The organism is Mucilaginibacter sp. P4_E8, from assembly GCF_056401495.1.
Map to the genome: position 1 here is coordinate 19,766 of NZ_JBFUJG010000011.1, position 21,821 is coordinate 41,586.

Genomic DNA, 21,821 nt, shown 5'->3' on the forward strand with positions numbered 1-21,821 from the left:
AACCTAATCTCAATCTTGCAGTGTTATGAAAAGAACCTTAACAGGTATTGTTTTGTTGATTGCTTGCTCTGTGCACGCGCAGCAAACAGAAAATAAAGTTACTAATGCTGCTACTGGACCTACAGTTCGCACCGCATCCGGCATACTGCGCGGCGTGACTGAGGGAGATGTTTCCAGCTTTAAGGGAATACCTTATGCCGCTGCGCCGGTAGGTGCCAACCGCTGGAGGCCGCCGCAACCCTATCCTGTCTGGACAGGTGACCGTGACGCGAGCAAATTCGGCGCGGATTGCGCACAGATGGGATGGCCCCGTAATGGAACGGAAATATCAAAAACATCTGCTGAAGATTGCCTTTTTCTTAACGTTTGGAAGCCCGCAGATTCCCCGTCGGGCGCAAAACTACCGGTAATGGTATGGATACATGGCGGTGGTTTCGTTGCCGGCAGCGGCAGGCAGACAGATGCTGATTACGTACAATTTGCAAAGCACGGCGTTATGCTGGTCACCATCAACTATCGCCTTGGCCGGCTCGGCTTTTTTGCTTTTCCGGCGCTTAGTGCAGCGCATCCGGAAGAATATAAAGGCAATTACGGTTACATGGATCAGATCGCTGCACTTAAATGGGTGAAGCAAAACATTGCGGCTTTCGGCGGTGATCCGAAGAACGTAACCATCTTTGGTGAGTCTGCAGGTGGGGTTTCTGTACAATCACTTTTGACCATTCCGAGTGCAAAGGGCTTATTTCATAAGGCCATTATCGAGTCTGGCGGTGGCCGCGATGGTGTGCTCACCGGGCGACCGATCAGTAAAGACAACGCCGATGCCTATTATCCGGTATCGGCAGAAGCTATTGGTATAAACTTCGCCAAGAAGCATGGAATCGAAGGCACGGATGCTGGGGCTCTGGAAAAATTAAGGTCCCTTAGTGTGTCAGAGATCGTTGACGGAGGCCAGGAAAGTGATGGTCGTGGAGGGCCGCTGATCTATTCAGGGCCGATCCTCGACGGCAAACTGGTTGTAGAAACTGCGCAGAGCGCCTACAATACCGGCAGGGCTCTAAAAATCCCGCTGATGATCGGGTCGAACAGTGCAGAAGTACCCGCCGGTTTTGTTAACGCCAGTTCGAAAGACTCGTTACTGAATTTGTTCGGTAACATGAAGGCTGAAGCAAAGGCAGTTTACGATCCTGATGGCACTACCGAATTTTCCAAAATGCTTTCCATGGTTAACACTGATAAGGTATGGGCAGAACCCGCCCGGTTTACCGCCAGGGCCTTTACAGCTAAAGGAGCGCCGGCCTATATTTATCTTTTCTCCTACGTATCTCCTTCCATGCAACAGTGGATGCGGTATGGCGCGGCACATGCATCTGAAATAGCCTATGTGTTCGGCAACCCGGTTAACAGGAATGGAGCGCCCGTAGCACAAAAAGATCAGGAGGTCGCCAATATAATGAATGCCTATTGGACAAATTTTTCCAAAACAGGCAATCCTAATGGAGGTGGATTGCCGAAATGGCCCGTTTATGATCCCAAAGAAAATCAACTTTTGGAGATCCAGGCGGATGGCTCAGCAGTGGGTAAACCAGATCCAAAGAAAGCAAGGATCGACGTTATCGAAAAGGCCGTTACTTCCGGGAACCTGCACCAAACCATCAATCTGTAATAATGGTATAAATGTCCGTAATCCGTATCCCATTTATCAGAATTATAGATGTGACCTTTGTACAGGTTTAGTAAAAAGAAATTATGCAAACAGTAAAATTAAATAACGGCGTTGAAATGCCCATCTTAGGATTCGGCGTCTTCCAGGTGACCGACCTGGCCGAATGTGAAAGAAGTGTAGTTGATGCTATAGAAACCGGCTACAGGCTAATCGACACCGCGCAATCTTATATGAACGAAGAAGCCGTTGGCAAAGCCATAAAGTCTGCCGGCGTAACTCGCGAAGAACTGTTTATCACCACCAAGCTGTGGATACAATCTAATGGTTACGAAGGAGCGAAAAAGGCTTTTGAAAACTCTTTAAAGAAACTGCAGCTGGATTACCTCGACCTGTACCTCATCCATCAGCCTTTTGGCGATGTTTATGGAGAATGGCGGGCGATGGAAGAACTTTATAAAGAAGGAAAGGTGAGAGCCATCGGGGTAAGTAATTTTCAGCCCGACAGGTTGATTGACCTGATCATTCACAACGAGATCGTTCCGGCGGTTAACCAGGTAGAAACACATCCGTTCCACCAGCAGCATGATGCGCAGCAGTTCATGATTGATAATAAGGTGCAGATCGAATCATGGGGACCGTTTGCGGAGGGCAAGAATGATATTTTTAAGAACGAGTTGCTTAAATCTATCGGTGATAAATACAATAAATCAATTGCCCAGGTTATCCTGCGTTGGTTGACGCAAAAAGGCGTGGTTGCCATTCCAAAATCTGTGCGTAAAGAACGCATGGCCGAAAACCTGAACAGCCTTGATTTTCAGTTAACCGCTGAGGAAATGGATAAGATCAAAACAATGGACACAAACACCAGCAGCTTTTTCGATCATCGTGATCCGAAAATGGTGAAATGGCTTGGAGAGCGTAAACTAAACGATTAATTATTCTATCAAATTATGGAAATCAAACGTATTGGCTCCAGGTCTTCGGGAAAAGGACCTGCTGAATATTTTACCGGCTCTGTCCGGATTGACCCGCTGAATGAACCGCCTGAACCTGCCCGCGTTGTGATGGCATTAGTCACATTTGAACCCGGTGCACGTACAGCCTGGCATACGCATCCTTTTGGGCAAACATTAATCGTTACAGCTGGTGCAGGCTGGGTACAACGTGAGGACGATGAAAGGCAAAATATATACCCCGGCGATGTGGTTTATTTTGAACCGAATGAAAAACATTGGCATGGCGCAACCGCTGTTACGGCTATGAGCCATATCGCCGTCCAGGAAAAAGAGAATGGTTCGCCGGTAGACTGGTTGGAGCAGGTGACAGACAAACAATACCATAGTTAAAAACATCAACATGAAAAAGAGACAATTAGGAAATAGTGGATTAGAAGTTTCAGCATTAGGATTAGGCTGTATGGGTCTCAGCTTTGGTTATGGACCAGCGACTGAGAAATCCGCCGCGATAAAATTGCTGCACGCGGCGGTAGAACGCGGTGTGACCTTTTTTGATACTGCCGAAGCATACGGTCCTTTTGATAACGAAGAGTTGCTGGGCGAGGCGTTGGCTGCATACCGCAACAACGTAGTTATAGCAACCAAATTTGGCTTTAAAGAAGGAAAAACACCTTTGGGGACGGACAGCCGCCCGAAAACCATCAGAGCAGTAGCAGAAGCCTCGCTTAAGCGCTTGAAAACCGATGTGATCGACCTGTTTTATCAGCACCGGGTTGACCCAAACATTCCGATGGAAGATGTGGCGGGAACGGTTAAAGACCTGATACAGGAAGGTAAAGTAAAACATTTCGGCCTTTCGGAAGCCGGCGTACCATCTATCCGCAAAGCACATGCGGTGCAGCCAGTTGCAGCCCTGCAAAGTGAATATTCACTTTGGTGGCGTGAACCGGAAAAGGAGATACTGCCAACGCTTGAAGAACTTGGAATAGGCTTTGTGCCTTTCAGTCCGCTCGGTAAAGGATTTTTGACCGGAGCGATAAATGAAAATACGACTTTCGATAAAACCGATTTCCGGAATACCGTTCCTCGTTTTTCGGAAGAGAACCGCAAAGCCAATCAGGCATTGGTTGACCTGTTGGGCAAAATTGCTGCTGACAGAAATGCAACTTCGGCACAAATAGCCTTAACCTGGCTGCTCGCCCAAAAAACCTGGATCGTTCCGATCCCGGGTACAACGAAACTGCACCGTCTGGAAGAGAACTTGGGTGCTGCTGATATCGAGCTGTCAGGCAATGACCTTAAAGAGATTGGGGATGCCCTGTCTCAGATTGAAGTACAGGGGCACCGTTATTCAGAACAGGCACAAAAAATGATTAACCGTTAAAACTACTACCATGAAAAAAATACTTTTCATTACCATTGCATTAACTGCAGGCATCGCAATCCGTATAGCGGCGCAAACCGCGCCCATTTTTCCAAAGGGTGAGATCGCTACCGTAAATAACCATACCGGAACGGTTTGGCTTACCGAACTCAATAAGCCTGACAGCACCATTGATATTGCTGTGGCAAATGCAACTTTTGCACCCAGTGCAAAACTCGACTGGCACATTCATCCCGCAGGGCAGATCCTGATGATTACAGAAGGTACCGGTTATTACCAGGAAAAAGGTAAGCCTATCCAGGTGGTTCACAAAGGAGATGTCATTAAATGCGTTCCGGGCATTGCACACTGGCACGGCGCATCACCCAAAAGTTCCTTTTCCTATCTGGCGGTAAGTACAAACAGCGCAAAAAACAAAACGGTATGGCTTCAAAGGGTAACTGATGCGGAATACAATAGCGTTAAAAATTAAGCAACATACAAACTTAAAACCTAAGATTATGAAAAAAGCTATTATCGGAATGTTCCTGTGTTTCGCCACCGTGCAGCTATCCCATGCTCAGGCTAAATTGCCAAATGCAGCAACAACAAGCACTACAAAAGAAGAGCAGGAGATCCTTGATCTATCCAAAACGAAATGGACATGGATGGCAGACAAAAATGTAGAGTCTCTAAACGGACTGTTTACCGAGAATTGTGTCTTTGTTCACATGGGGGGAAGCTGGGGAAAGACCCAGGAATTGAACACAATTAAAGGCGGCTTTATCTGGTATAAGAAGGCAGAGGTTTATGGCGCGTCTGTAAATATTTTTGGTAACACCGCTATCCTGTTAAATGATATCGATTTGCTGGCAGTAGTTGGCGGCAACGAAGTAGTCCATGCGTTTATGGTGACGGAAGTGTACCTTAAGGAAAAYGGAAAATGGAAAATGGGCTCACTCACTTTTTCAACGCTGGTGAGGCCGGTTAAAATGAAAACCAACATCCCGCAAACGGCGCAGCCGCAACATTAACATCAACTTATAAGATATGAACCGTCGTGATGTTTTAAAACTGGCCTGACACTTGCAGATGGCACCTTGCTTGCTTCAAATGCAGCCGCCAAAAACCTGATTTCAGAAGCATCGGTAAGGGATAAAAAACTTAAATCTATGGAAAAAGTAAAAGTCCTTTTTGTAATGGCAACTATTGCTTTCAGCACCATAGCGGGATGTTCGAAGGCYCAAAAATTACCCGGTAACACAACAGATAAACCAACTGCCACGGTTATCGATGGTAATAAAAAAATACTGATCGTGTATTTGTCCCGGACGAATAATACCAAAGCAATCGCACAGATCATTCAGAAACAGGTTGGCGGAAAACTGGTCGCCTTGGAGCTCGTTAATCCTTATCCCGAAAACTATCAGGCTATCGTTGCGCAGGTAGTTCGGGAGAATGAAACGGATTTTTTACCACCGCTTAAAACGAAGATCGACAGCATTGCGAAATATGATATGATATTCGTTGGTTTTCCTACATGGGGCATGCAACTGCCGCCGCCAATGAAAAGCTTTTTGACGCAATATGACCTGAGCGGGAAAACTATCATTCCTTTTAATACCAATGCCGGTTATGGCATCGGCAGCACTTTTGAAACTATAAAAGCGCTTTGTCCAAACAGCACCGTATTGGATGGGTATACTATAAAAGGTGGAATTGAAAGGGATGGTATCCTCTTCGTGATGGAAGGTGCAAAAGAAAGGCAGGCACAGACAGAGATTAAAACATGGTTGAAAAAAATAAAAATCATTAAGTAATGAGTAATATTTCAAAATTGATCTTTTCCGTATCTCTGACTTTAATCATATGCCTCGGCTCAGTTGCTTACAGCCAGCAGACGACTAAAAGTGAATTGCCTTTAACTTCCAGACAGCAAGCCATTGTTCCTATTTCAGCATATGCCGCTAAAGGAGATCAGGTTAATTTAAAAGTTGCTTTAGCCAAAGGCCTGGAAGCAGGCCTGACCGTAAATGAGATTAAAGAAGTTTTGGTTCAGCTATATGCTTATGCAGGTTTCCCGAGAAGTTTGAACGCGATCAGCACCTTTCAAAATGTTGTTAATGATAGAAAGAAAATAGGAAAAACGGATATAGAGGGTAAGAAACCGGCAAAAATAAATTATGGTGACGATAAGTATCAGTTTGGGAAAAATGTCCAGGCAAAGCTGACAGGCAGATCCGCAAATTCCACACAAGGTTTCGTTCCGGTGATTGATACCTTTTTAAAGGAGCATTTGTTTGCTGACATTTTTGGCAGAAATAATCTTGACTATCAAAGCCGGGAGATCGCGACGATCTCCATATTAGCAACTATCGGTAATGCCGACGCTCAGCTTGGCAGCCATTTAAGTGTAGGACGAAACACAGGCCTAACAGAAGGGCAATTGCTGGGAATCGCTGCCCAATTGTCGAAAGCTGTTGGTCCGAATGCTGGCAATTCGGCAATCCGATTCATAGACGCCATGTTCGGTTCCAAGGGCAACGCCCCAACTCCTGCTTCAGAGCAGACGATAGTCTCGGAACCGACTTTCCCAAAAGGAAACAAAGTTTCCAATGGTAATTTCACCGGTGATGTCTGGGTAAGCATGCTAACGAGCGTAGACACGGCGAACAGTACCTCGGTTGGCAATGTGACCTTCGCACCAAAAGCGCGATCAAACTGGCACTTGCATCCTTCAGGACAAATATTATTAATCACAGACGGTGTGGGGTATTACCAGGAAAAAGGCCAGCCTATCCGTTTGATCCGCAAGGGTGATGTCATCAAATGTCCCGCTAATGTAGCTCATTGGCATGGAGCATCGCGGGATAGCTCTATGTCACATATCGCTTTGGGACCAAATAACGGCAAAGGTATAGTGGTGTGGATGGGCAGCGTATCAGACGAAGAGTATGCTAAGTTTAAGTGATAAAATGGATGCCCAATTTGTCTGATAAAAGCAGGGGCAACAAAATCTATTACGATAGCTCAAGCTCAATTTATAGCAGTTCTATGATTTAAAATTAATTATTTTTTGTACCTTTTAACTTATAAAGCACTATACCTAAGATAATTATATTAACCACTATGATTTTTTGCGAACCTCTCCACCCGTTAAAAGCGTGTGAAATTCGTTGTTCAATATTAAAAGTTTGATACACCATTAGAAAACTAATATTAAAATGGAAAAGACCAAAACCAATTTCAGCAGGCGTGCCTTTTTAAAGGCTTCTGCACTTGTCGGAGGCGGACTGATGATCCAATTCAGTGCACTCGCAAAATTTGGGCTTGCCGCCAGGGGCGTTGACGCTGGTACTACTGCAGAGTGGAATGAAATAAACGGATATATCAAGATCACCGCGGATAATATCATAAAAATCATTTGCCCTAACCCGGAATTCGGACAAAATGTGATGACTTCACTTCCTATGATCGTAGCCGAGGAGCTGGACGTGACCTGGGAAAAAGTAGTGGTTGAAATGGGGCCGCACGACAACGTAAAATTAGGCCCTCAGTTTACCGGAGGCAGTAATTCCGTGAGGATGTACTGGAAGCCGCTCCGCGAAGCGGGCGCAACTGCCCGCCGCATGCTGATGGAGGCCGCAGCCCAAACCTGGGGAGTACCTGTGGAAGAAGTGACAACTAAAGCCGGAGTGCTTTACCATGAAAAAAGCGGTAAAACAGGGAAGTATGGTGACTTTGCATCAAAAGCTGCAGGTATTCCCGTACCCAAGGGCGTTAAGTTAAAAGATGTCAAAAATTTTAACGTAGTCAGAAGTTCACAAAAAAATGTTGAAGGGACGAAGATCATCAGCGGCAAGCCGCTTTTTGGGTTGGATTATAAACATGAAGGTATGCTGATTGCCATGATCCAGCATCCGCCTGCATTTGGTACGAAACTCAAATCGTTTGATGCATCCCAGGCTTTGAGAATGCCCGGTGTAAAAGATGTCTTCACCCTGAAATTATATGAAGATGGATTTGAACAGGGAGGTTTTGACACGCGCACCTTCAATGATCTGCTGGTGGTGGTAGGCAAAACCACCTGGGAAGTGATGAATGCCCGTAAAAAACTCATCACAGAATGGGAACCTACCGGCGATACCAAAGATACTATGGGAGGCAGGGGAGGAAAAAGGGAGGTTATCGTTCCCGGGGAGCTTGAAAATACTGCCACCCAATATGAAAAAATGCGAGAGTACGCCAGTAAACCCGGACAGGAATTAAGAAAAGACGGCGATCCGGAAACCGCGTTCAAGAATGCGGCGCAAATCATCGAACGCACTTATAATGCACCTTTCCTGGCACATAACTGCATGGAGCCGATGAATTTCTTTGCCCACGTCACCGATGAAAAAGCTTTAGTAGTAGGCCCTTTACAAGCCCCTGGCTGGACAGAGCCGACGCTTTCGAAAGTTTTAAAACTACCCGCCGACAAGATCGAAATTCAGATGACCCGTATGGGTGGAGGGTTTGGCCGCAGAGCTTATGGACATTATCTGATAGAGGCAGCTCTGATCTCTAAAAAAGCAAAGGCACCTGTTAAACTCATCTACAGTCGCGAAGATGACACGACCTATGGTATTTATCGCCCTATGTACACAGCTACCTACCGGGCTGCGCTGGATGCCAATAAAAACCTGATCGCCTTTCACGTTAAAGGTGGCGGGATACCTGAACATGCCATTCATGCAAACAGGTTTCCGGCCGGTGCGATAGATAATTACCTTGCCGAAGGCTGGCAGATCGCATCCAACATTACCATCGGTGCGTTCCGGGCTCCGAGATCTAACTTCAATGCGGCCGCAGAACAGTCTTTCCTGGATGAATTGGCGGAAGCAATGGGTAAAGACCCAATAGACTTCCGGTTGGAGTTGTTAAAAAGAGCAAAAGAAAATCCAGTAGGTAAAAACAATGAATATGATGCTGACCGATACGCCGGCGTGTTGAAATTAGTTAAAGAAAAATCGGGGTGGAATGGCCCGGAACATAAAAAATTCAGCCGTGGCGTTGCCGCTTATTTCTGCCATAATTCTTATGCGGCCCATGTAGTAGATATGACGACCAAAGACGGGCAACCGTATGTCGAAAGAGTATTCAGCGCCATGGATTGCGGAATAGTGATAAACCCGGATGCAGCAACGAATATGGTACAGGGCGCAGTTGTTGACGGAATTGGAAATTCTCTTTATGGCGGATTGACGCATAAAAATGGCGTGGTAGAAGAAAATAATTTTCATAAGTACAGGATCATCCGCATGCACGAAGCACCTAAAAAAGTTGAGGTCCATTTTGTTCAGAATGATATTGACCCTACCGGATTGGGTGAGCCACCCTTTCCTCCTGTATTTGGCGCAGTAGCTAACGCGTTGTACAGGGCATCCGGCCGGCGTTACTATCAGCAGCCTTTTTCTTCACCACAGCCTGAGATACCTGCGGTTTAATTCATTGATTTTTTCAACCATAATATTTTAGTTATGATCACACTAAACATTAATAAGAAAACCTACAATATAGATACAAACCCTGATACACCATTGCTGTGGGTGCTCCGGGATATCATTGGTCTTGTGGGAACAAAGTATGGCTGCGGGGTGGCACAATGCGGTGCATGTGTAGTTCATTTGAATGGTGAGGCCGTTCGCTCCTGCGTTACAAAAGTAAGCCGTGCCGAAGGAAAAAAGGTAGTGACGATTGAAGGCTTATCTGCAACCAACACCCACCCGTTACAAAAGGCCTGGCTGGAGTTAGACGTGTCTCAATGCGGCTACTGCCAGGCCGGGCAGATCATGTCAGCTGCTGTGCTGCTAAAAGAAAACAAAAAACCTACAGACCAGGATATTGATGACGCCATGGCAGGCAATATTTGTCGCTGCGGTACTTATTTGCGCATACGTGAAGCCATCCATTTAGCGTCAGAACTGCAAGGGAAGGAGACTTTAGGGAAATGAAAAAGAGATCTCTTGCTGTAATAGGCACCTTGTTGATCATGGTTGGCATAATGGCTTTTAGCCTGAATACTTCAAAAACAATTGTCCCCTTAGTTGTAGTAAAAAAAGATAGTTTAGCTTCTGTAGCAGCTTTCAAGCAAGTGTATACTGTACTAATGAGCGCCCGTTGTATGAATTGCCATCCATCCGGAGATGTCCCACTTCAGGGAGACGACAGCCATTTGCACGCTATGCTTCCCAAGAGAGGCGTAGAGGGTAAAGGCTTGTATGCGATGAAATGCTCAAACTGCCATCAGCCGACAAATATTGCGGGGTTGAATAAACCTCCAGGGAATCCTAATTGGCATCTACCTCCGGCAAATATGAAAATGGTTTTCCAGGGAAGGACGCCAAATCAACTGGCCAAACAGTTGGTGAACCCAAAGACAAATGGTAATAAAACATTGCAGCAGTTGATAGCACATGCTGACGACGGGTTAGTCAAGGCAGGATGGAATCCCGGTGAAGGGCGAACACTTCCACCGTTGAGCCATGCAGCGTTTAAGAAAGCATGGATTACCTGGCTTAAAAACGGTGCTTATGCACCTGCAAAATAATTCATGACACACTTAAAGGTCTATCAGATCTCCACAGAGCCTTTATTGTGCTTCAGAAATTGATAGCGAATATTGATAATCTCCTGTGTTGCAACTTCCCTAACAAATTCACAAAAATTGGAGGGGGATCTATCGCGAAATTATCCATATCACCCTATTAAAATCAATTCACCGGAAAGCGAAAAAAGAGACCTGAATGCGTCCTTTTTAGTCTGATTTTTTTTGATGTAATTATCTATTAATTAGATCCTTTATGGTGAACAAATCAAAAAAACGGATTTTGTTCACCTTATTGTTCACATAAAGCATGGAATAGTATGTACTGACAGGACGATTAATCCTTTCCACAAATAACTATATATCAATAAGTTGATAGAGAATATTTAGAACAACTCACTATTTTACTCACATATTCTTTAACAGCGATTGATACAAGTTTAACGATCTATTTTAAGTTATGCAACAACAATTTAGATTAGTTTTGATACGCGTAATAAGTATTTGGCCTTGCGGGCGACATATAGTATCTTGTTCATTGTAACCTGGTTTTGAATGTTATCAGGCAACAAAGTAAAAGCCCCGTTATACCGTGTCGAACCCACCAGGTTTGTACTTTACAAGCTGGCCGTTGTTTTATATATAAGCAAAGCGAGATTTAAGGAAGACCAAGTTGCTCAAAGCTTATCCTCGCTACCCTGCTGATCGCTGATGATATACTAAAAACACTGCATTAAGTAAAGGTATGCAGTAACCACAAAATGTCGGTTTTGTACAAAAGAAAGTCCTATTAGGCAATTATTAACCATTGTTTAATTGATAATTTTGATTTATCGATGGCAATTATAAGATTATGCCTCGAATTAATGGACTTGGCCCGCACTGGAGGTGCGAACCAATTGCCACGGACCTAAATACAAAAGAGTTTGAATTTTGCAGGAGCATGCCGGAGGTAGCGCATTTAATGTGTCGACCAAAAAATATATTGGAACGGCTGACGGCGGTAACCCATGGCGATATACCTGCCGTGTTGACAAATTCCATGGGCGGTTTGAACGCGATTATGGTGGATTTCAATACATGGTCAGGTACGCCTGCCCTTATTTCAAGTGTAAAATCGCGCTGACATACAATATCGGCTAATTGTGTAAAAGGCAAATAAACTAATTCAGACACTGATAAAAAATATGAATCTTACTAAATGTAGCTTTTTAGCCTATTTTAAAAAACAACACACGTCTGCGCTCTTCGGATTGATTCTGCTGCCCGCTTGCTTTGGTTTAATTTCACTTCCGGCAAAATCACAGGTGCCCAACCCTTTCGGACATGCACTTATTCCCGACATGGTCGCTGATGCAAGCATTCAATTGATCGATGGCGTATTCTATTGCTATGCGACGACAGATGGCTATGACCGGGGACTGGATGCGTCCGGGCCGCCTGTAGTCTGGAAATCGAAAGATTTTGTAAATTGGAGTTTCTCGGGATCTTATTTCCCTTCAGCTGTGAATCAGAAATACTGGGCTCCAAGCAAGGCCATTTCGGCAAATGGCAAATATTATATTTACCCCACAGTCAATGGGTTTATGTACCCGGCAGTTTCGGCTGCACCCGATGGCCCGTTCAAGTTAGCGAAAGGCCCGGATACTTTTATCATGCCCTATTCTGCCGGAACGTTATTGGCGTCCAAAAATGCCAAACCTCCACTGGGTATCGACGCCGAGATTTTTATAGATGATGATCACCAGGCTTACGTGTTCTGGCAGCACCGGCGCGCGGCCAAACTGGCGTTGGATATGGTTACTGTCGACAGCAATATCATTACCATACCTACTCCCAGAACAGCCTATTCTGAAGGCCCCATTTTCTTTAAACGTAAGGGTATTTACTATTATCTGTACACCCAGGGAGGAGACGAGAAATATCAGTACGCCTACGTGACCAGTACGGTCTCCCCGTTAGGCCCGTTTGATTTTCCAAAGGAAGATCTCGTATCGACCACGGATCACCAACGGCAGATCTTTGGCCCCGGTCATGGCTGTGTTTTTAATGTACCGGGAACTGATGATTATTATTTTGCCTATCTTGAATTTGGCCGCGGCAGTACCAACCGGCAGACTTATGTCAATAAGCTGATCTTCAATGAAGACGGAACAATCCGCCCCGTGGAACTTACGCTGGATGGTGTAGGCGCGCTGGGTCCCGTTCGGCCGGATAAAAAAATAAAGGTTGTCGCTGCTACTGCTTCTAGTATTCGCCCGGATCTGCTGATAAAACCGAATCAAGACAGGTTGCTGCACAGGACAGAATCTTTTGTGCCCGCGTTAGCGTTCGACGGGCAGAACGGCTCACGCTGGATGCCTGCTTCGGAAGACAGGGCCAACTGGATGGTAGCCGATCTGGGTATTGCTCAAAGGATCAAACGGAGCGAGGTGTATTTCGTCCGGCCGACAGCGGAGCATACCTACAAACTTGAATACTCCACAGATGGCAACAAATGGCGAACATGTGCCACGCATTCCGACCTGAAAATTCAATCGCCTTATACAGACGACCTCCGGATCAGAGCCCGTTATTTAAGAGTGAAAATAACAAGCGGTGTTAAAGGAATATGGGAATGGAATATTTATTAGACCAAGTTTCTTAAGATGAAAGCGATAAGGGTATTTTCCATAGTATTTTTTCTGCAACTCCAGGCCTTGTTCCTGTACGGCCAATTATCGGAGCGATGGGGTGACCAAAAAAATGGCACATACGTTAATCCTGTCCTGCCTGCAGATTACAACGACCTCGATGCCATCCGTGTTGGAGCAGATTACTATGCCATTTCGTCGACCATGCAGTTCTCGCCGGGAATGGTTGTACTGCACTCCAGAGACCTTGTCAACTGGGAGATCATCGGCCATGTTGTTAAAGATATTACTACCATCAGTCCGGAACTGAATTGGAACCGCATGAATGCTTACGGCACAGGTATATGGGCGGGGTCTATACGGTACTATAAAAACAGGTTTTGGGTTTATTTCGGCACTCCTGATGACGGATTTTTTATGAGTTCGGCCATCAATGCCGGCGGGCCCTGGGAACCCCTGCATCAGGTTTGGAAGACCGCGGGCTGGGATGATTGCAGTTCTTTTTGTGACGATGACGGCCAGCTTTATTTTATCGCTACGAATTTTAAATTCGACCCTAAAACCAACAAACAATACAACATCCACCTGTTCAGGATGAGCCCGGACGGCAAAAGCCTTATCACCTCATCAGATACGATCATCCACCAGTCCAAGGGTAGCGAAGCCAATAAATTGTATAAGATAGGTGGTTTTTATTTCCATTATTTCAGCGAGGTCAGGAAAGAGGGACGTGTGATGATGATGGAACGCGCTACAAAGCTTACCGGCCCCTGGGAGGTCAGGCAGTTAAACCATGTCGATTCAAAGGTAGATAGAGAGCCCAACCAAGGCGGTTTGATACAGCTTCCGAACGGTCAGTGGTATTTTTTACACATCACGGTACAGGTGACTGGGAAGGCCGGGCCGCCAGTCTGCTGCCCGTACAATGGATTGATGGATGGCCCATCGTCGGAGCGGTTGGAGAAGATGGTATAGGCCGGATGGTGTGGTCGGCCGCTAAACCGATCGATGTCAAAAACGACCTTGGCATTTTAGGCAGCGATGATTTCAGTTCATCGATCCTGAAAGCTCAATGGGAATGGAATTACCAGCCCAGAGCCGAAAAGTGGTCGCTGACAGAGCGTCCGGGGCATCTCCGTCTGCATGCGTTCAAACCGCTCATGCCCTACGAACCGAAGAAACTCATTCTACGGGCAGGGAACACCCTGACGCAACGGACGATGCGAACCAAAGCCAATACGGTAACCATTCAAATGAATATTGACCATATGGTCAACGGTCAATACGCGGGCCTGACACACTTTTCGACCACCAGTTATAGCACATTGGGTATCAGGCAGGCCGAAGGTAGGCGGTACTTGGTATATGAGTGTAACGGGAAAGATACTGTTGGCGTCAGAATCACCGGGAAAACGATCTGGCTTCGTTCAACCTGGGATTTCAACGGCGAAAACACCTACTCGTTCAGCATTAATGGGCGGGTATTCACCCCCTTTGCCGGAACGTCCCAACTGACCTGGGGCAGTTACCGGGGAGACCGGATCGGCATCTATAATTTCAATACGATTAAGGCTAAAGGCTATATTGATATTAATTGGTTCAGATATGAATTCCAGAAAAACGAATAAAAAATGACCAACGATATATGATGAACTGACCTGCACATTCATGTTTGTTACCGTTGGCCACCTTTTGACATTTTTTGATCGCTTGCTGCGTGTAAAAGAACTAATGTCCTGACGAAAACTTAAGCAGGTAGAGCGAGATATACGTCTTTTACTTGTTTGTTCCGGAAATTGCTTTAATATTTAAAGTAGTCCCTGATAAACCAACTGAACTAACTGTCAATTTTATATCACCGGTACTATGAGTGCTTCTGATTACAACCAAAGCACGTCCGTGCCAGGCTTTGTGCGTATTTCCAACATAGGAGTCCGTATCTTTCATATCCGCATTGGCTACTCCCGCAATTATTCCGGGTCCTTCAATTTTTAGTTGCAGACAGTTTACAGCGTTGGGTTGCGGTATGCCGTTCGCATCTGTTAGTTCTATTGTGACATATGACAAATCTTGTCCATTAGCTGCTATCTCTTTTCGATCAGCAGTTAATTGAATTTTAGCAGCATCGCCGGAAGTTTGCAAAATGGTTGATTCAATTTCCTTATCCTTATCTACACCGATTGCTTTAAGCTGACCAGGAGAATAAGGCACATTGAAATCGGCTTTATATTCCTGTTCTTCTGTCGTTAGCTTTTCGCCAATGAGTTTGTTGTTGAGGTAAAGACGAACCTTAGGATACTTTGAATAAACTTCTACGGTAATAGACTTTCCCACATAATCTGGCCAGGTCCAGCTTTCCCAGGTCGGCCACACCGACCACCATGTAGTTTTAATTTCCAGGGGAGACGGTTCAGGCTCACGAACGGCCATGTACAGCTTTTCGGTATTATTATATAACAGGCTACGGTAATGCGAAATCGGCTTCCTCCATCCAATCAGATCAATATCGCCACAATAGGCACCGTGCCAGGGAAAAAAATCATGTTCCCAGTGCTCACCGGGCACATCACCCGAATAATACGAACGGCCTATCCCCGATTCTCCAAGATAATCCATAGCTGTCCAAACAAAATCCCCAAGAACATAATTGTTGTTTTTCACCAGCTTCCAGTTGGCAAAAGCATCCTTGGGATACGACTCCGTTTGAACGATCATTCGGGAAGGTACCCGCTGATGATCAGCAGCCGCACTCCATAAATGATAATTATACCCGCCGACATCATGGGCCGCCATCAGGGAATCAAAAGCCGCCCAGTCTTTACCACTTTCTACAATAGCGGATGTAACCGGGCGAACAGTATCTATTTTTTTGATAGCATCTGCAAGCATTTTGGCTGTTTGTACAGCTCCGGGGCTACCCCGCTCCACTATTTCATTGCCAATGCTCCACATGATAATTGATGGATGATTACGATCTCGCAAAACCATGGCTTCTAAATCACGTTTCCACCATTGGTCGAAATATTGGGCATAATCATGTTTGTTTTTACCTGTTCTCCAACAATCAAACGATTCATCAATAACCAAAAGGCCTAACTTGTCGCAAGCATTTAAAAAAGCCTCAGAGGGGGGATTATGAGAAGTTCTTACAGCATTAAAGCCCGCTTCTTTGAGCAGCTCGACCTTACGTTCCTCTGCACGGTCAAAAGCAGCGGCACCCAGGCAACCATTATCATGATGTACACATCCGCCATTGAGCTTTACTGTTTTGCCATTAAGCTGAAATCCATTCTCAGCAGTAAATTTTATGGAACGTATGCCAAAACCCGTCTTCACCTTGTCCGCTACATTTTTACTTTGTATAATTTGTATTTGGGCATGGTATAAACGGGGTGTTTCCGGTGTCCATTGCAGCGGATTTGCTACGATTATGGTTTGAGCGATTTCCTGTTCACTATTGGCAGCCAGCTTAACCTTTATTTGATTATTTCCTGCATTTTTAGAATTTACGTCCAGTAACCGGGTGCTGAGAACAATATTTTGAGGCAAACCGGTTTCGTTTTTTACCAAGGTTTTAATTTGAACGGTTGCTTTCTTTGGAGACACATCAGGAGTGGCAATTGCAACTCCCCGATCAGCTATATGTACAGCATCGGTAACCGTTATCCAAACGTGGCGATATATCCCGGAACCGCTGTACCACCTGCTGTTCACTTGCTCCGAATTGTCTACCCGCACCGCTATTACATTTTCATTATCAAAATCCAAAAACGGCGAAAGGTCATAACTAAAGGATGAATAGCCATAAGGGTAAATTCCAAGTGATTTTCCATTAATAAATACTTCGGAATTCATATAAACCCCTTCAAAGTAAATGGAAATCTTTTTACCCTTCCATTCAGCCGGGGCTCTGAACGTTTTCCGGTACCAGCCAGAACCTGCCGGAAAGTATCCACCCGCACCTCCTGTCGGGTTTGTAGGTCTTATTTTACCTTCAATGCTCCAATCATGTGGTAAATCAAGGCTCCGCCAACCCATATCGTTAAAATCCTTTGATTTTGCCGATGCTGTATCTCCCTGAAAAAACTTCCAGTTATTATCAAATAATTGTTTTCGCTCAGTTTTATCAGGGTTCTGAGCCCGACAGGCGATGTTACCGGCTAAAAACAGCAGGGCAGTAGCTATTGCTCTAATATGCCATGTAATTTTGTTCGTAATATTTTGTTTCATAGTGATTTACATTTTTTTTGAAGTAACGGGATCCTACCTCTCCACCGAAAATCTTGTTAAAAACATTTTAAAATCCTGTAAATCAAATGATTACATGATTATTTTTTGATGCAAAATTCCCATTTTTATACACCAATTAGCAACAAAAAGTGAGTACTTCGGTGCGTCAATTTTCAGTTATACCCTATGCACCGAATTAAACGTACATAATTGATTGTCAGTTAGTAAGTCGATAAAAATAAACTTGATTCCATTCAACTTTTGGACATTTGGACTTGTTCCATGATGATACCTTATGTTTCCAAGAAAAATTAACTTATTGCTTCGAGGTACAATATCGCCATGCTGATTTGCGTTTGCTGTGGCTTTTTGACGACCGAAAGGCTCTCTTTGGTAAAAACATTCCCTCGGGCACTTTTACCACCCGGGTTATTTCGGGTGGTAAAAGTGAACCTCAACCGAAATTCGGTTAACTGATGCCTTTAAACCTAATGCCGTTTTTTGATAGCTTTGCGCCCTGCAAACAACCGGGGCTGTAAGCATAATACATTAAGGTATATTTTTCATTTTTTGCGTTCGTTGATTTAACAGGCTTTATTTTTCCGTGGAAATGGAACTTGTTATATGAAAAAAGTCAAAGTCAGCAGCCCCACCTATATTTTTTGTAGCATAATTAAACAAAGCAAAACGATAGCCCATGAAATGTGGGAAGGTATAGGCCATTTTTAATTGTGTGCCCAATGGGATCCATGTTTTCCCGTCCAGGCTATAAAAAAAATCTGCCACGTCTTTTCTGTTCGTAAAATTGCACTCCGCCTTAAAGTATACTACTTTTTGGCTCAAGGGGATTTTTTGTGCTTCTACGGGTTTCCCAGTGCTTGCATTGATCATCAGGATAGCTTTGCTATCCCCGGTTATTTTTACACCAGCCAACCCGTAATTTTTTTGCAAAAGACCCAAACCCGCAAAATCACCATCTTTCATTTTAGAAACGTCGAGCGAAGCTGTCCCGGAGCACACCGGACCGATAGTGCGTTGTGTCAATGAATTTCGTGCCATCACGAAATCGGTGTCAATCCTGCCGGTAGTGAGCCGTAAATACCCTTTCCGCGCTGTAACAGACCACAAACTATTATCCGGGTTATGATTCCATTGCCAAACCAGTGGTAATGCACGTTCACCTTTTTTACGGGCAAACTCGTCTGAAGCAACTATGCCCGGGATCAAACCTTTACCGGCCGGCAGATCGAGTGTATCGGGCACTTTGCCGCCAGTGCCCAAAACGGGCCATCCATCCACCCACTTTACAGGGACTAAATAGGGAATACGGCCCACCGAGCCATAATCACGGAACAAATAAGCATACCAGGCCCCATTTGGCGCTTCGACCAATCCACCTTGTGCCACACCAAGATCCTGAAGGCCAATTCGTCCTTCGTACGGGCCGGTGATCTTATCTGCCCGGTGTATGATAACAGTGCGCATGCTGCCCTTTGGCCATGTAATATTGAAAAGGTAATATTTGCCGTTTATCTTAAACAGTTGGGAGCCCTCCGGACCTAGGCCGGTACCGCCCGAAGGCTCGCCTGCCTTTTCAATGATAATTTTGTCCGTTCCGCCGAGTTTTATACCGGAAAGATCATCCTTTAATTCAACTAACCTTAAATCTCCGCTCCCGCTAATCATATACGCTTTTCCGTCATCATCAAAAAACAACGAGTGATCACCCAGGTCGGGGGCAAATGACCTGGCTTTCCACGGACCTTTTTCGATATTTTTAGTACTGTAAATGTGCGTTTTATTGGTATTTGCAGAAAATGTGCTTACATAATAGGTACCATTATGGAAACGAATAGAACTTGCCCACGACCCCTGCCCATATGCGTTTTTGCCATTTGTGAGATTTAATGCATCAACGTTTCCTAAAGTATCATATGCATAACCCACCGTTTTCCAGGTCACCAGGTCGTTTGACTTCATGATCGGTACACCGGGACTCATGTGCATTGTTGTGCTGCTCATGTAATAGCTATTGCCTACACGTTCTATTGATATGTCCGGTACATCGGCATAAATAATGGGGTTAGTGGCTTTTTGTGCGTATAAACACGGCATTATAAGCGTGATAATTAATGCCGTCATCCATAACCTGTAAATCGCATTTCTCATATTCACATTTGTTTTTTTGTCCTGCTATTCGTAGCTGGTTTTAATTATTTAGTTAATGTATTTATTTGAAGCACGCTTACTGAATATGGATCGAAGGTCCTTGTAAATTTAGCGCCGGCCACTTTTATCTTGGAGGTAACCGGGACTATTTTTACCGGATCGCTGATCGTGTTCGTATCTTCGGGCTTATCACCTTTTATGACCACGATACTACCCTCGGGAGAAAACTTTCCAGCCCCCTTTAAATCAATATCAACCTGCTGCGGCTTTCCTGTTGCATTTACTACTTTAAGAAACAGTTTTCCCGTTTTGGTGTCCCGGGTAGCTACATAAAACATGGCTGGTATAGGTTGGGGCATTTTGTTCGCCGCGCTGTCCTGCTTGGTGGCAGGCCTGGTTTGGGTAGGGATATTGGCGCCTGCTATAGGCACCACTTTATTGCCGATATAGCTGTTAAACATCTTTTGCACATAATACGATGGTGAACCAAAACTTTTTAAAGCATCGTAACCTATCAGGTCCGAGTCCCATTGCCAGGCTTTTGGGGAAGTTGCCGTTGCTTTATTTACATTTACAAATAATGGCGCGTAGCACGACAAGATAACCAGGTCTGAATTTCGTTCCATGCCCGTCATCCAGGCAGCATCGCCCAGGGCAGCATTCAAATTAGTGGTTGGTTCGCCTTCACGCGTTGCCCACTCACCTACAAACACTTTATATCCTTTGCGGTCGTAATTATCATAATGTGCCGCATCCTCTTCCATTTCCCAGGCAGTGCGGTAATAATGTTCATCTACAATTTCGGGCTTGCGAATTGTTAATTTGCCCCTGGTCCCAAGCCAGTCCTTACCACCGATGGTTGCGATACAGTGAAGGCTAGGATATTTGGCTTTAATGCCATCATAAAACTGTGCAAAACGTCCGTCGTAACTGCCAGACGCGTCAAACCCGTCTTCGTTACCAATCTCCACATAGTTGAGTTTAAAGGGTGCCGGGTGCCCATCTGCCGCACGCTTAGCCCCCCAGTAGGTATGTACGTCGCCCGTAACATATTCAATTTCATCCAGCGCATCATCTACGTATGGCTTTAAAAGCGGGCCTGCGTCCACATGGTCGCCATCGAGTGAATAGCCGGCATGAACGGCAAGCAGTGGTTCCATCTTCAGGTCTTCGCACCATTCTAAAAATTCAAGTAAGCCCATCCCGTCGGTAGGGCGATAGCCCCATGAGCCGGTATGGCCGGGGCGCCCCTCAAGCGGTCCCAAAGTAGTTTTCCACGGAAATGCATCGGTCAATTTCGGGCCTTCAAGGAAATTACCGCCTGGAAAACGTAAAAAGCGGGGTTTCATATCAGCCAATAATTTCATTATGTCTATCCGGTTCCCATTGGGACGGTTATGATAGGTTGGCGGAAATAAAGAGACGAGGTTAAAATAATAAACCCCGGTACGGTTCGTCGAAATAACAAAACGGGCGGCAGATGTTGGTTTAACATCAGCGCCGGTTGTTAATTTAAGTTCATATTTTTTCCAAAAGGCGCTTTTTATTAAATTAATAGTCCCCGAAGCATATACCGTTTTACCGTCATTGCTTTCTATACTTACGGTTATAGGCCCGGCAGTGTTATCAGCAATTACCGGAACTGCAGTTTTAGGCGCGGGAGCCCATTGCTCGGTCAATGGCTTGCTTTCCATACCTTTAATATAAAAAGAGGCGTTATAAGTTGTATTAGGCAAAACGGGTATGCCCCAATAACCTTCATTTGCAATACCGGCCCGGCCACCGCCGGTATCCACCAATAATCTTAAACAAGTGGTTAACGCGCCATTAATTGCATGGCGCCGCTCATCTGCAGGTATATAGTTGGGGTTTGCGGCAACTAATTGCATTGTAGCCTTCGCGCCACCTTCCTTGATTACGCTCCATGCTTCCGGCGTATTTGGGTTGTCCTTAAATATCCTGTTTTTGATCAGCTCGGCATACAAACCCCCATCGTACGAATGGTTGATCTCTTCGGTCATCAATCCATACAATTGCGGGCTTACATTTGCTCCGGGCTTGGTTAAATCAAGCGTAAGCTTAGGGTTTTGCGCTTTTAAGCTTGTTGCAGTGAACAGGAACAATCCTGAAATGGCTAATAACTTTTTCATCATGAAATTTAATATTATTTATTGTGTTTTTTACACTTATTTTATAAGGCCAGCGAGCCATTCCCATT

Annotated in this window: 18 protein-coding genes; 15 read left to right on the forward strand and 3 right to left on the reverse strand. The window is 45.1% G+C overall.

From position 1 onward, the window contains the following. The first annotated feature begins 25 nt into the window (after positions 1-25). The 15 genes from AC1DRQ_RS06865 (at position 26) to AC1DRQ_RS06935 (ending at position 14,832) form a co-directional block, all read left to right on the forward strand. Entirely contained in the window at positions 26-1,666 is a 1,641-nt protein-coding gene (locus AC1DRQ_RS06865; RefSeq protein WP_477423126.1) for a carboxylesterase/lipase family protein, read from the forward strand. A gap of 83 nt (positions 1,667-1,749) precedes the next feature. Beyond that, positions 1,750-2,601: an aldo/keto reductase gene (locus AC1DRQ_RS06870; protein WP_477423128.1), complete on the forward strand. Its 852-nt coding sequence runs from the start codon at positions 1,750-1,752 to the stop codon at positions 2,599-2,601. 15 nt (positions 2,602-2,616) lie between these two features. Next, positions 2,617-3,012 carry a (R)-mandelonitrile lyase gene (locus tag AC1DRQ_RS06875; protein WP_429399536.1) on the forward strand — a complete coding sequence of 132 codons (396 nt, stop codon included), beginning with the start codon at positions 2,617-2,619 and terminating at the stop codon, positions 3,010-3,012. A gap of 10 nt (positions 3,013-3,022) precedes the next feature. Beyond that, on the forward strand, positions 3,023-4,006 hold the full coding sequence (locus AC1DRQ_RS06880) for an aldo/keto reductase (protein ID WP_477423130.1): 984 nt from the start codon (positions 3,023-3,025) through the stop codon (positions 4,004-4,006). Between the two features lie 10 nt (positions 4,007-4,016). Continuing rightward, positions 4,017-4,478, forward strand: a complete 462-nt coding sequence (locus AC1DRQ_RS06885) for a cupin domain-containing protein (protein WP_477423132.1) — start codon at positions 4,017-4,019, stop codon at positions 4,476-4,478. A 28-nt stretch (positions 4,479-4,506) separates the two neighbouring features. Beyond that, the gene (locus tag AC1DRQ_RS06890; protein ID WP_477423134.1) at positions 4,507-5,019 is read left to right on the forward strand and encodes a nuclear transport factor 2 family protein; all 513 of its coding nucleotides are present in this window, start codon (positions 4,507-4,509) and stop codon (positions 5,017-5,019) included. 138 nt (positions 5,020-5,157) lie between these two features. After that, the gene (locus AC1DRQ_RS06895; protein ID WP_477423136.1) at positions 5,158-5,805 is read left to right on the forward strand and encodes a flavodoxin; all 648 of its coding nucleotides are present in this window, start codon (positions 5,158-5,160) and stop codon (positions 5,803-5,805) included. Beyond that, positions 5,805-6,956, forward strand: a complete 1,152-nt coding sequence (locus tag AC1DRQ_RS06900) for a carboxymuconolactone decarboxylase family protein (protein ID WP_477423137.1) — start codon at positions 5,805-5,807, stop codon at positions 6,954-6,956. The genes AC1DRQ_RS06895 and AC1DRQ_RS06900 overlap by 1 nt, the downstream gene beginning before the upstream one ends. A 253-nt stretch (positions 6,957-7,209) precedes the next feature. Further along, on the forward strand, positions 7,210-9,471 hold the full coding sequence (locus AC1DRQ_RS06905; RefSeq protein WP_477423139.1) for a xanthine dehydrogenase family protein molybdopterin-binding subunit: 2,262 nt from the start codon (positions 7,210-7,212) through the stop codon (positions 9,469-9,471). Positions 9,472-9,504: 33 nt separating this feature from the next. Beyond that, on the forward strand, positions 9,505-9,978 hold the full coding sequence (locus AC1DRQ_RS06910; protein ID WP_429399530.1) for a (2Fe-2S)-binding protein: 474 nt from the start codon (positions 9,505-9,507) through the stop codon (positions 9,976-9,978). Further along, entirely contained in the window at positions 9,975-10,574 is a 600-nt protein-coding gene (locus AC1DRQ_RS06915; protein ID WP_429399529.1) for a hypothetical protein, read from the forward strand. The genes AC1DRQ_RS06910 and AC1DRQ_RS06915 overlap by 4 nt, the downstream gene beginning before the upstream one ends. A gap of 850 nt (positions 10,575-11,424) precedes the next feature. Continuing rightward, positions 11,425-11,697 carry a hypothetical protein gene (locus AC1DRQ_RS06920; RefSeq protein ID WP_477423141.1) on the forward strand — a complete coding sequence of 91 codons (273 nt, stop codon included), beginning with the start codon at positions 11,425-11,427 and terminating at the stop codon, positions 11,695-11,697. 61 nt (positions 11,698-11,758) lie between these two features. Further along, entirely contained in the window at positions 11,759-13,204 is a 1,446-nt protein-coding gene (locus AC1DRQ_RS06925) for a family 43 glycosylhydrolase (RefSeq protein ID WP_477423142.1), read from the forward strand. A gap of 15 nt (positions 13,205-13,219) precedes the next feature. Next, positions 13,220-14,179 carry a glycoside hydrolase 43 family protein gene (locus AC1DRQ_RS06930; RefSeq protein WP_477423143.1) on the forward strand — a complete coding sequence of 320 codons (960 nt, stop codon included), beginning with the start codon at positions 13,220-13,222 and terminating at the stop codon, positions 14,177-14,179. Between the two features lie 5 nt (positions 14,180-14,184). Beyond that, positions 14,185-14,832 carry a beta-xylosidase family glycoside hydrolase gene (locus AC1DRQ_RS06935; protein WP_477423144.1) on the forward strand — a complete coding sequence of 216 codons (648 nt, stop codon included), beginning with the start codon at positions 14,185-14,187 and terminating at the stop codon, positions 14,830-14,832. A 148-nt stretch (positions 14,833-14,980) separates the two neighbouring features. Here the strand turns inward: AC1DRQ_RS06935 and AC1DRQ_RS06940 are convergent, their stop codons facing one another. From AC1DRQ_RS06940 to AC1DRQ_RS06950, 3 genes are all read right to left on the reverse strand, one after another. Further along, a complete protein-coding gene (locus tag AC1DRQ_RS06940) occupies positions 14,981-17,434 on the reverse strand; it encodes a glycoside hydrolase family 2 TIM barrel-domain containing protein (RefSeq protein ID WP_477423145.1) in 2,454 nt (817 codons plus the stop codon). A gap of 594 nt (positions 17,435-18,028) precedes the next feature. Beyond that, complete coding sequence (locus tag AC1DRQ_RS06945; protein ID WP_477423147.1) at positions 18,029-19,603, reverse strand: glycoside hydrolase family 43 protein; 1,575 nt, start codon at positions 19,601-19,603, stop codon at positions 18,029-18,031. Between the two features lie 44 nt (positions 19,604-19,647). Next, entirely contained in the window at positions 19,648-21,756 is a 2,109-nt protein-coding gene (locus AC1DRQ_RS06950) for an alpha-L-arabinofuranosidase C-terminal domain-containing protein (RefSeq protein WP_477423149.1), read from the reverse strand. Between the last annotated feature and the right edge of the window lie 65 nt (positions 21,757-21,821).

Bases quoted from the DNA above. Each gene is read 5' to 3' on its own strand.
- AC1DRQ_RS06865 (WP_477423126.1), top strand. From the start codon at position 26: ATGAAAAGAACCTTAACAGGTATTGTTTTGTTGATTGCTTGCTCTGTG.
- AC1DRQ_RS06870 (WP_477423128.1), top strand. From the start codon at position 1,750: ATGCAAACAGTAAAATTAAATAACGGCGTTGAAATGCCCATCTTAGGA.
- AC1DRQ_RS06875 (WP_429399536.1), top strand. From the start codon at position 2,617: ATGGAAATCAAACGTATTGGCTCCAGGTCTTCGGGAAAAGGACCTGCT.
- AC1DRQ_RS06880 (WP_477423130.1), top strand. From the start codon at position 3,023: ATGAAAAAGAGACAATTAGGAAATAGTGGATTAGAAGTTTCAGCATTA.
- AC1DRQ_RS06885 (WP_477423132.1), top strand. From the start codon at position 4,017: ATGAAAAAAATACTTTTCATTACCATTGCATTAACTGCAGGCATCGCA.
- AC1DRQ_RS06900 (WP_477423137.1), top strand. From the start codon at position 5,805: ATGAGTAATATTTCAAAATTGATCTTTTCCGTATCTCTGACTTTAATC.
- AC1DRQ_RS06905 (WP_477423139.1), top strand. From the start codon at position 7,210: ATGGAAAAGACCAAAACCAATTTCAGCAGGCGTGCCTTTTTAAAGGCT.
- AC1DRQ_RS06910 (WP_429399530.1), top strand. From the start codon at position 9,505: ATGATCACACTAAACATTAATAAGAAAACCTACAATATAGATACAAAC.
- AC1DRQ_RS06915 (WP_429399529.1), top strand. From the start codon at position 9,975: ATGAAAAAGAGATCTCTTGCTGTAATAGGCACCTTGTTGATCATGGTT.
- AC1DRQ_RS06920 (WP_477423141.1), top strand. From the start codon at position 11,425: ATGCCTCGAATTAATGGACTTGGCCCGCACTGGAGGTGCGAACCAATT.
- AC1DRQ_RS06925 (WP_477423142.1), top strand. From the start codon at position 11,759: ATGAATCTTACTAAATGTAGCTTTTTAGCCTATTTTAAAAAACAACAC.
- AC1DRQ_RS06930 (WP_477423143.1), top strand. From the start codon at position 13,220: ATGAAAGCGATAAGGGTATTTTCCATAGTATTTTTTCTGCAACTCCAG.
- AC1DRQ_RS06935 (WP_477423144.1), top strand. From the start codon at position 14,185: ATGGTGTGGTCGGCCGCTAAACCGATCGATGTCAAAAACGACCTTGGC.
- AC1DRQ_RS06940 (WP_477423145.1), bottom strand. From the start codon at position 17,434: ATGAAACAAAATATTACGAACAAAATTACATGGCATATTAGAGCAATA.
- AC1DRQ_RS06945 (WP_477423147.1), bottom strand. From the start codon at position 19,603: ATGAGAAATGCGATTTACAGGTTATGGATGACGGCATTAATTATCACG.
- AC1DRQ_RS06950 (WP_477423149.1), bottom strand. From the start codon at position 21,756: ATGATGAAAAAGTTATTAGCCATTTCAGGATTGTTCCTGTTCACTGCA.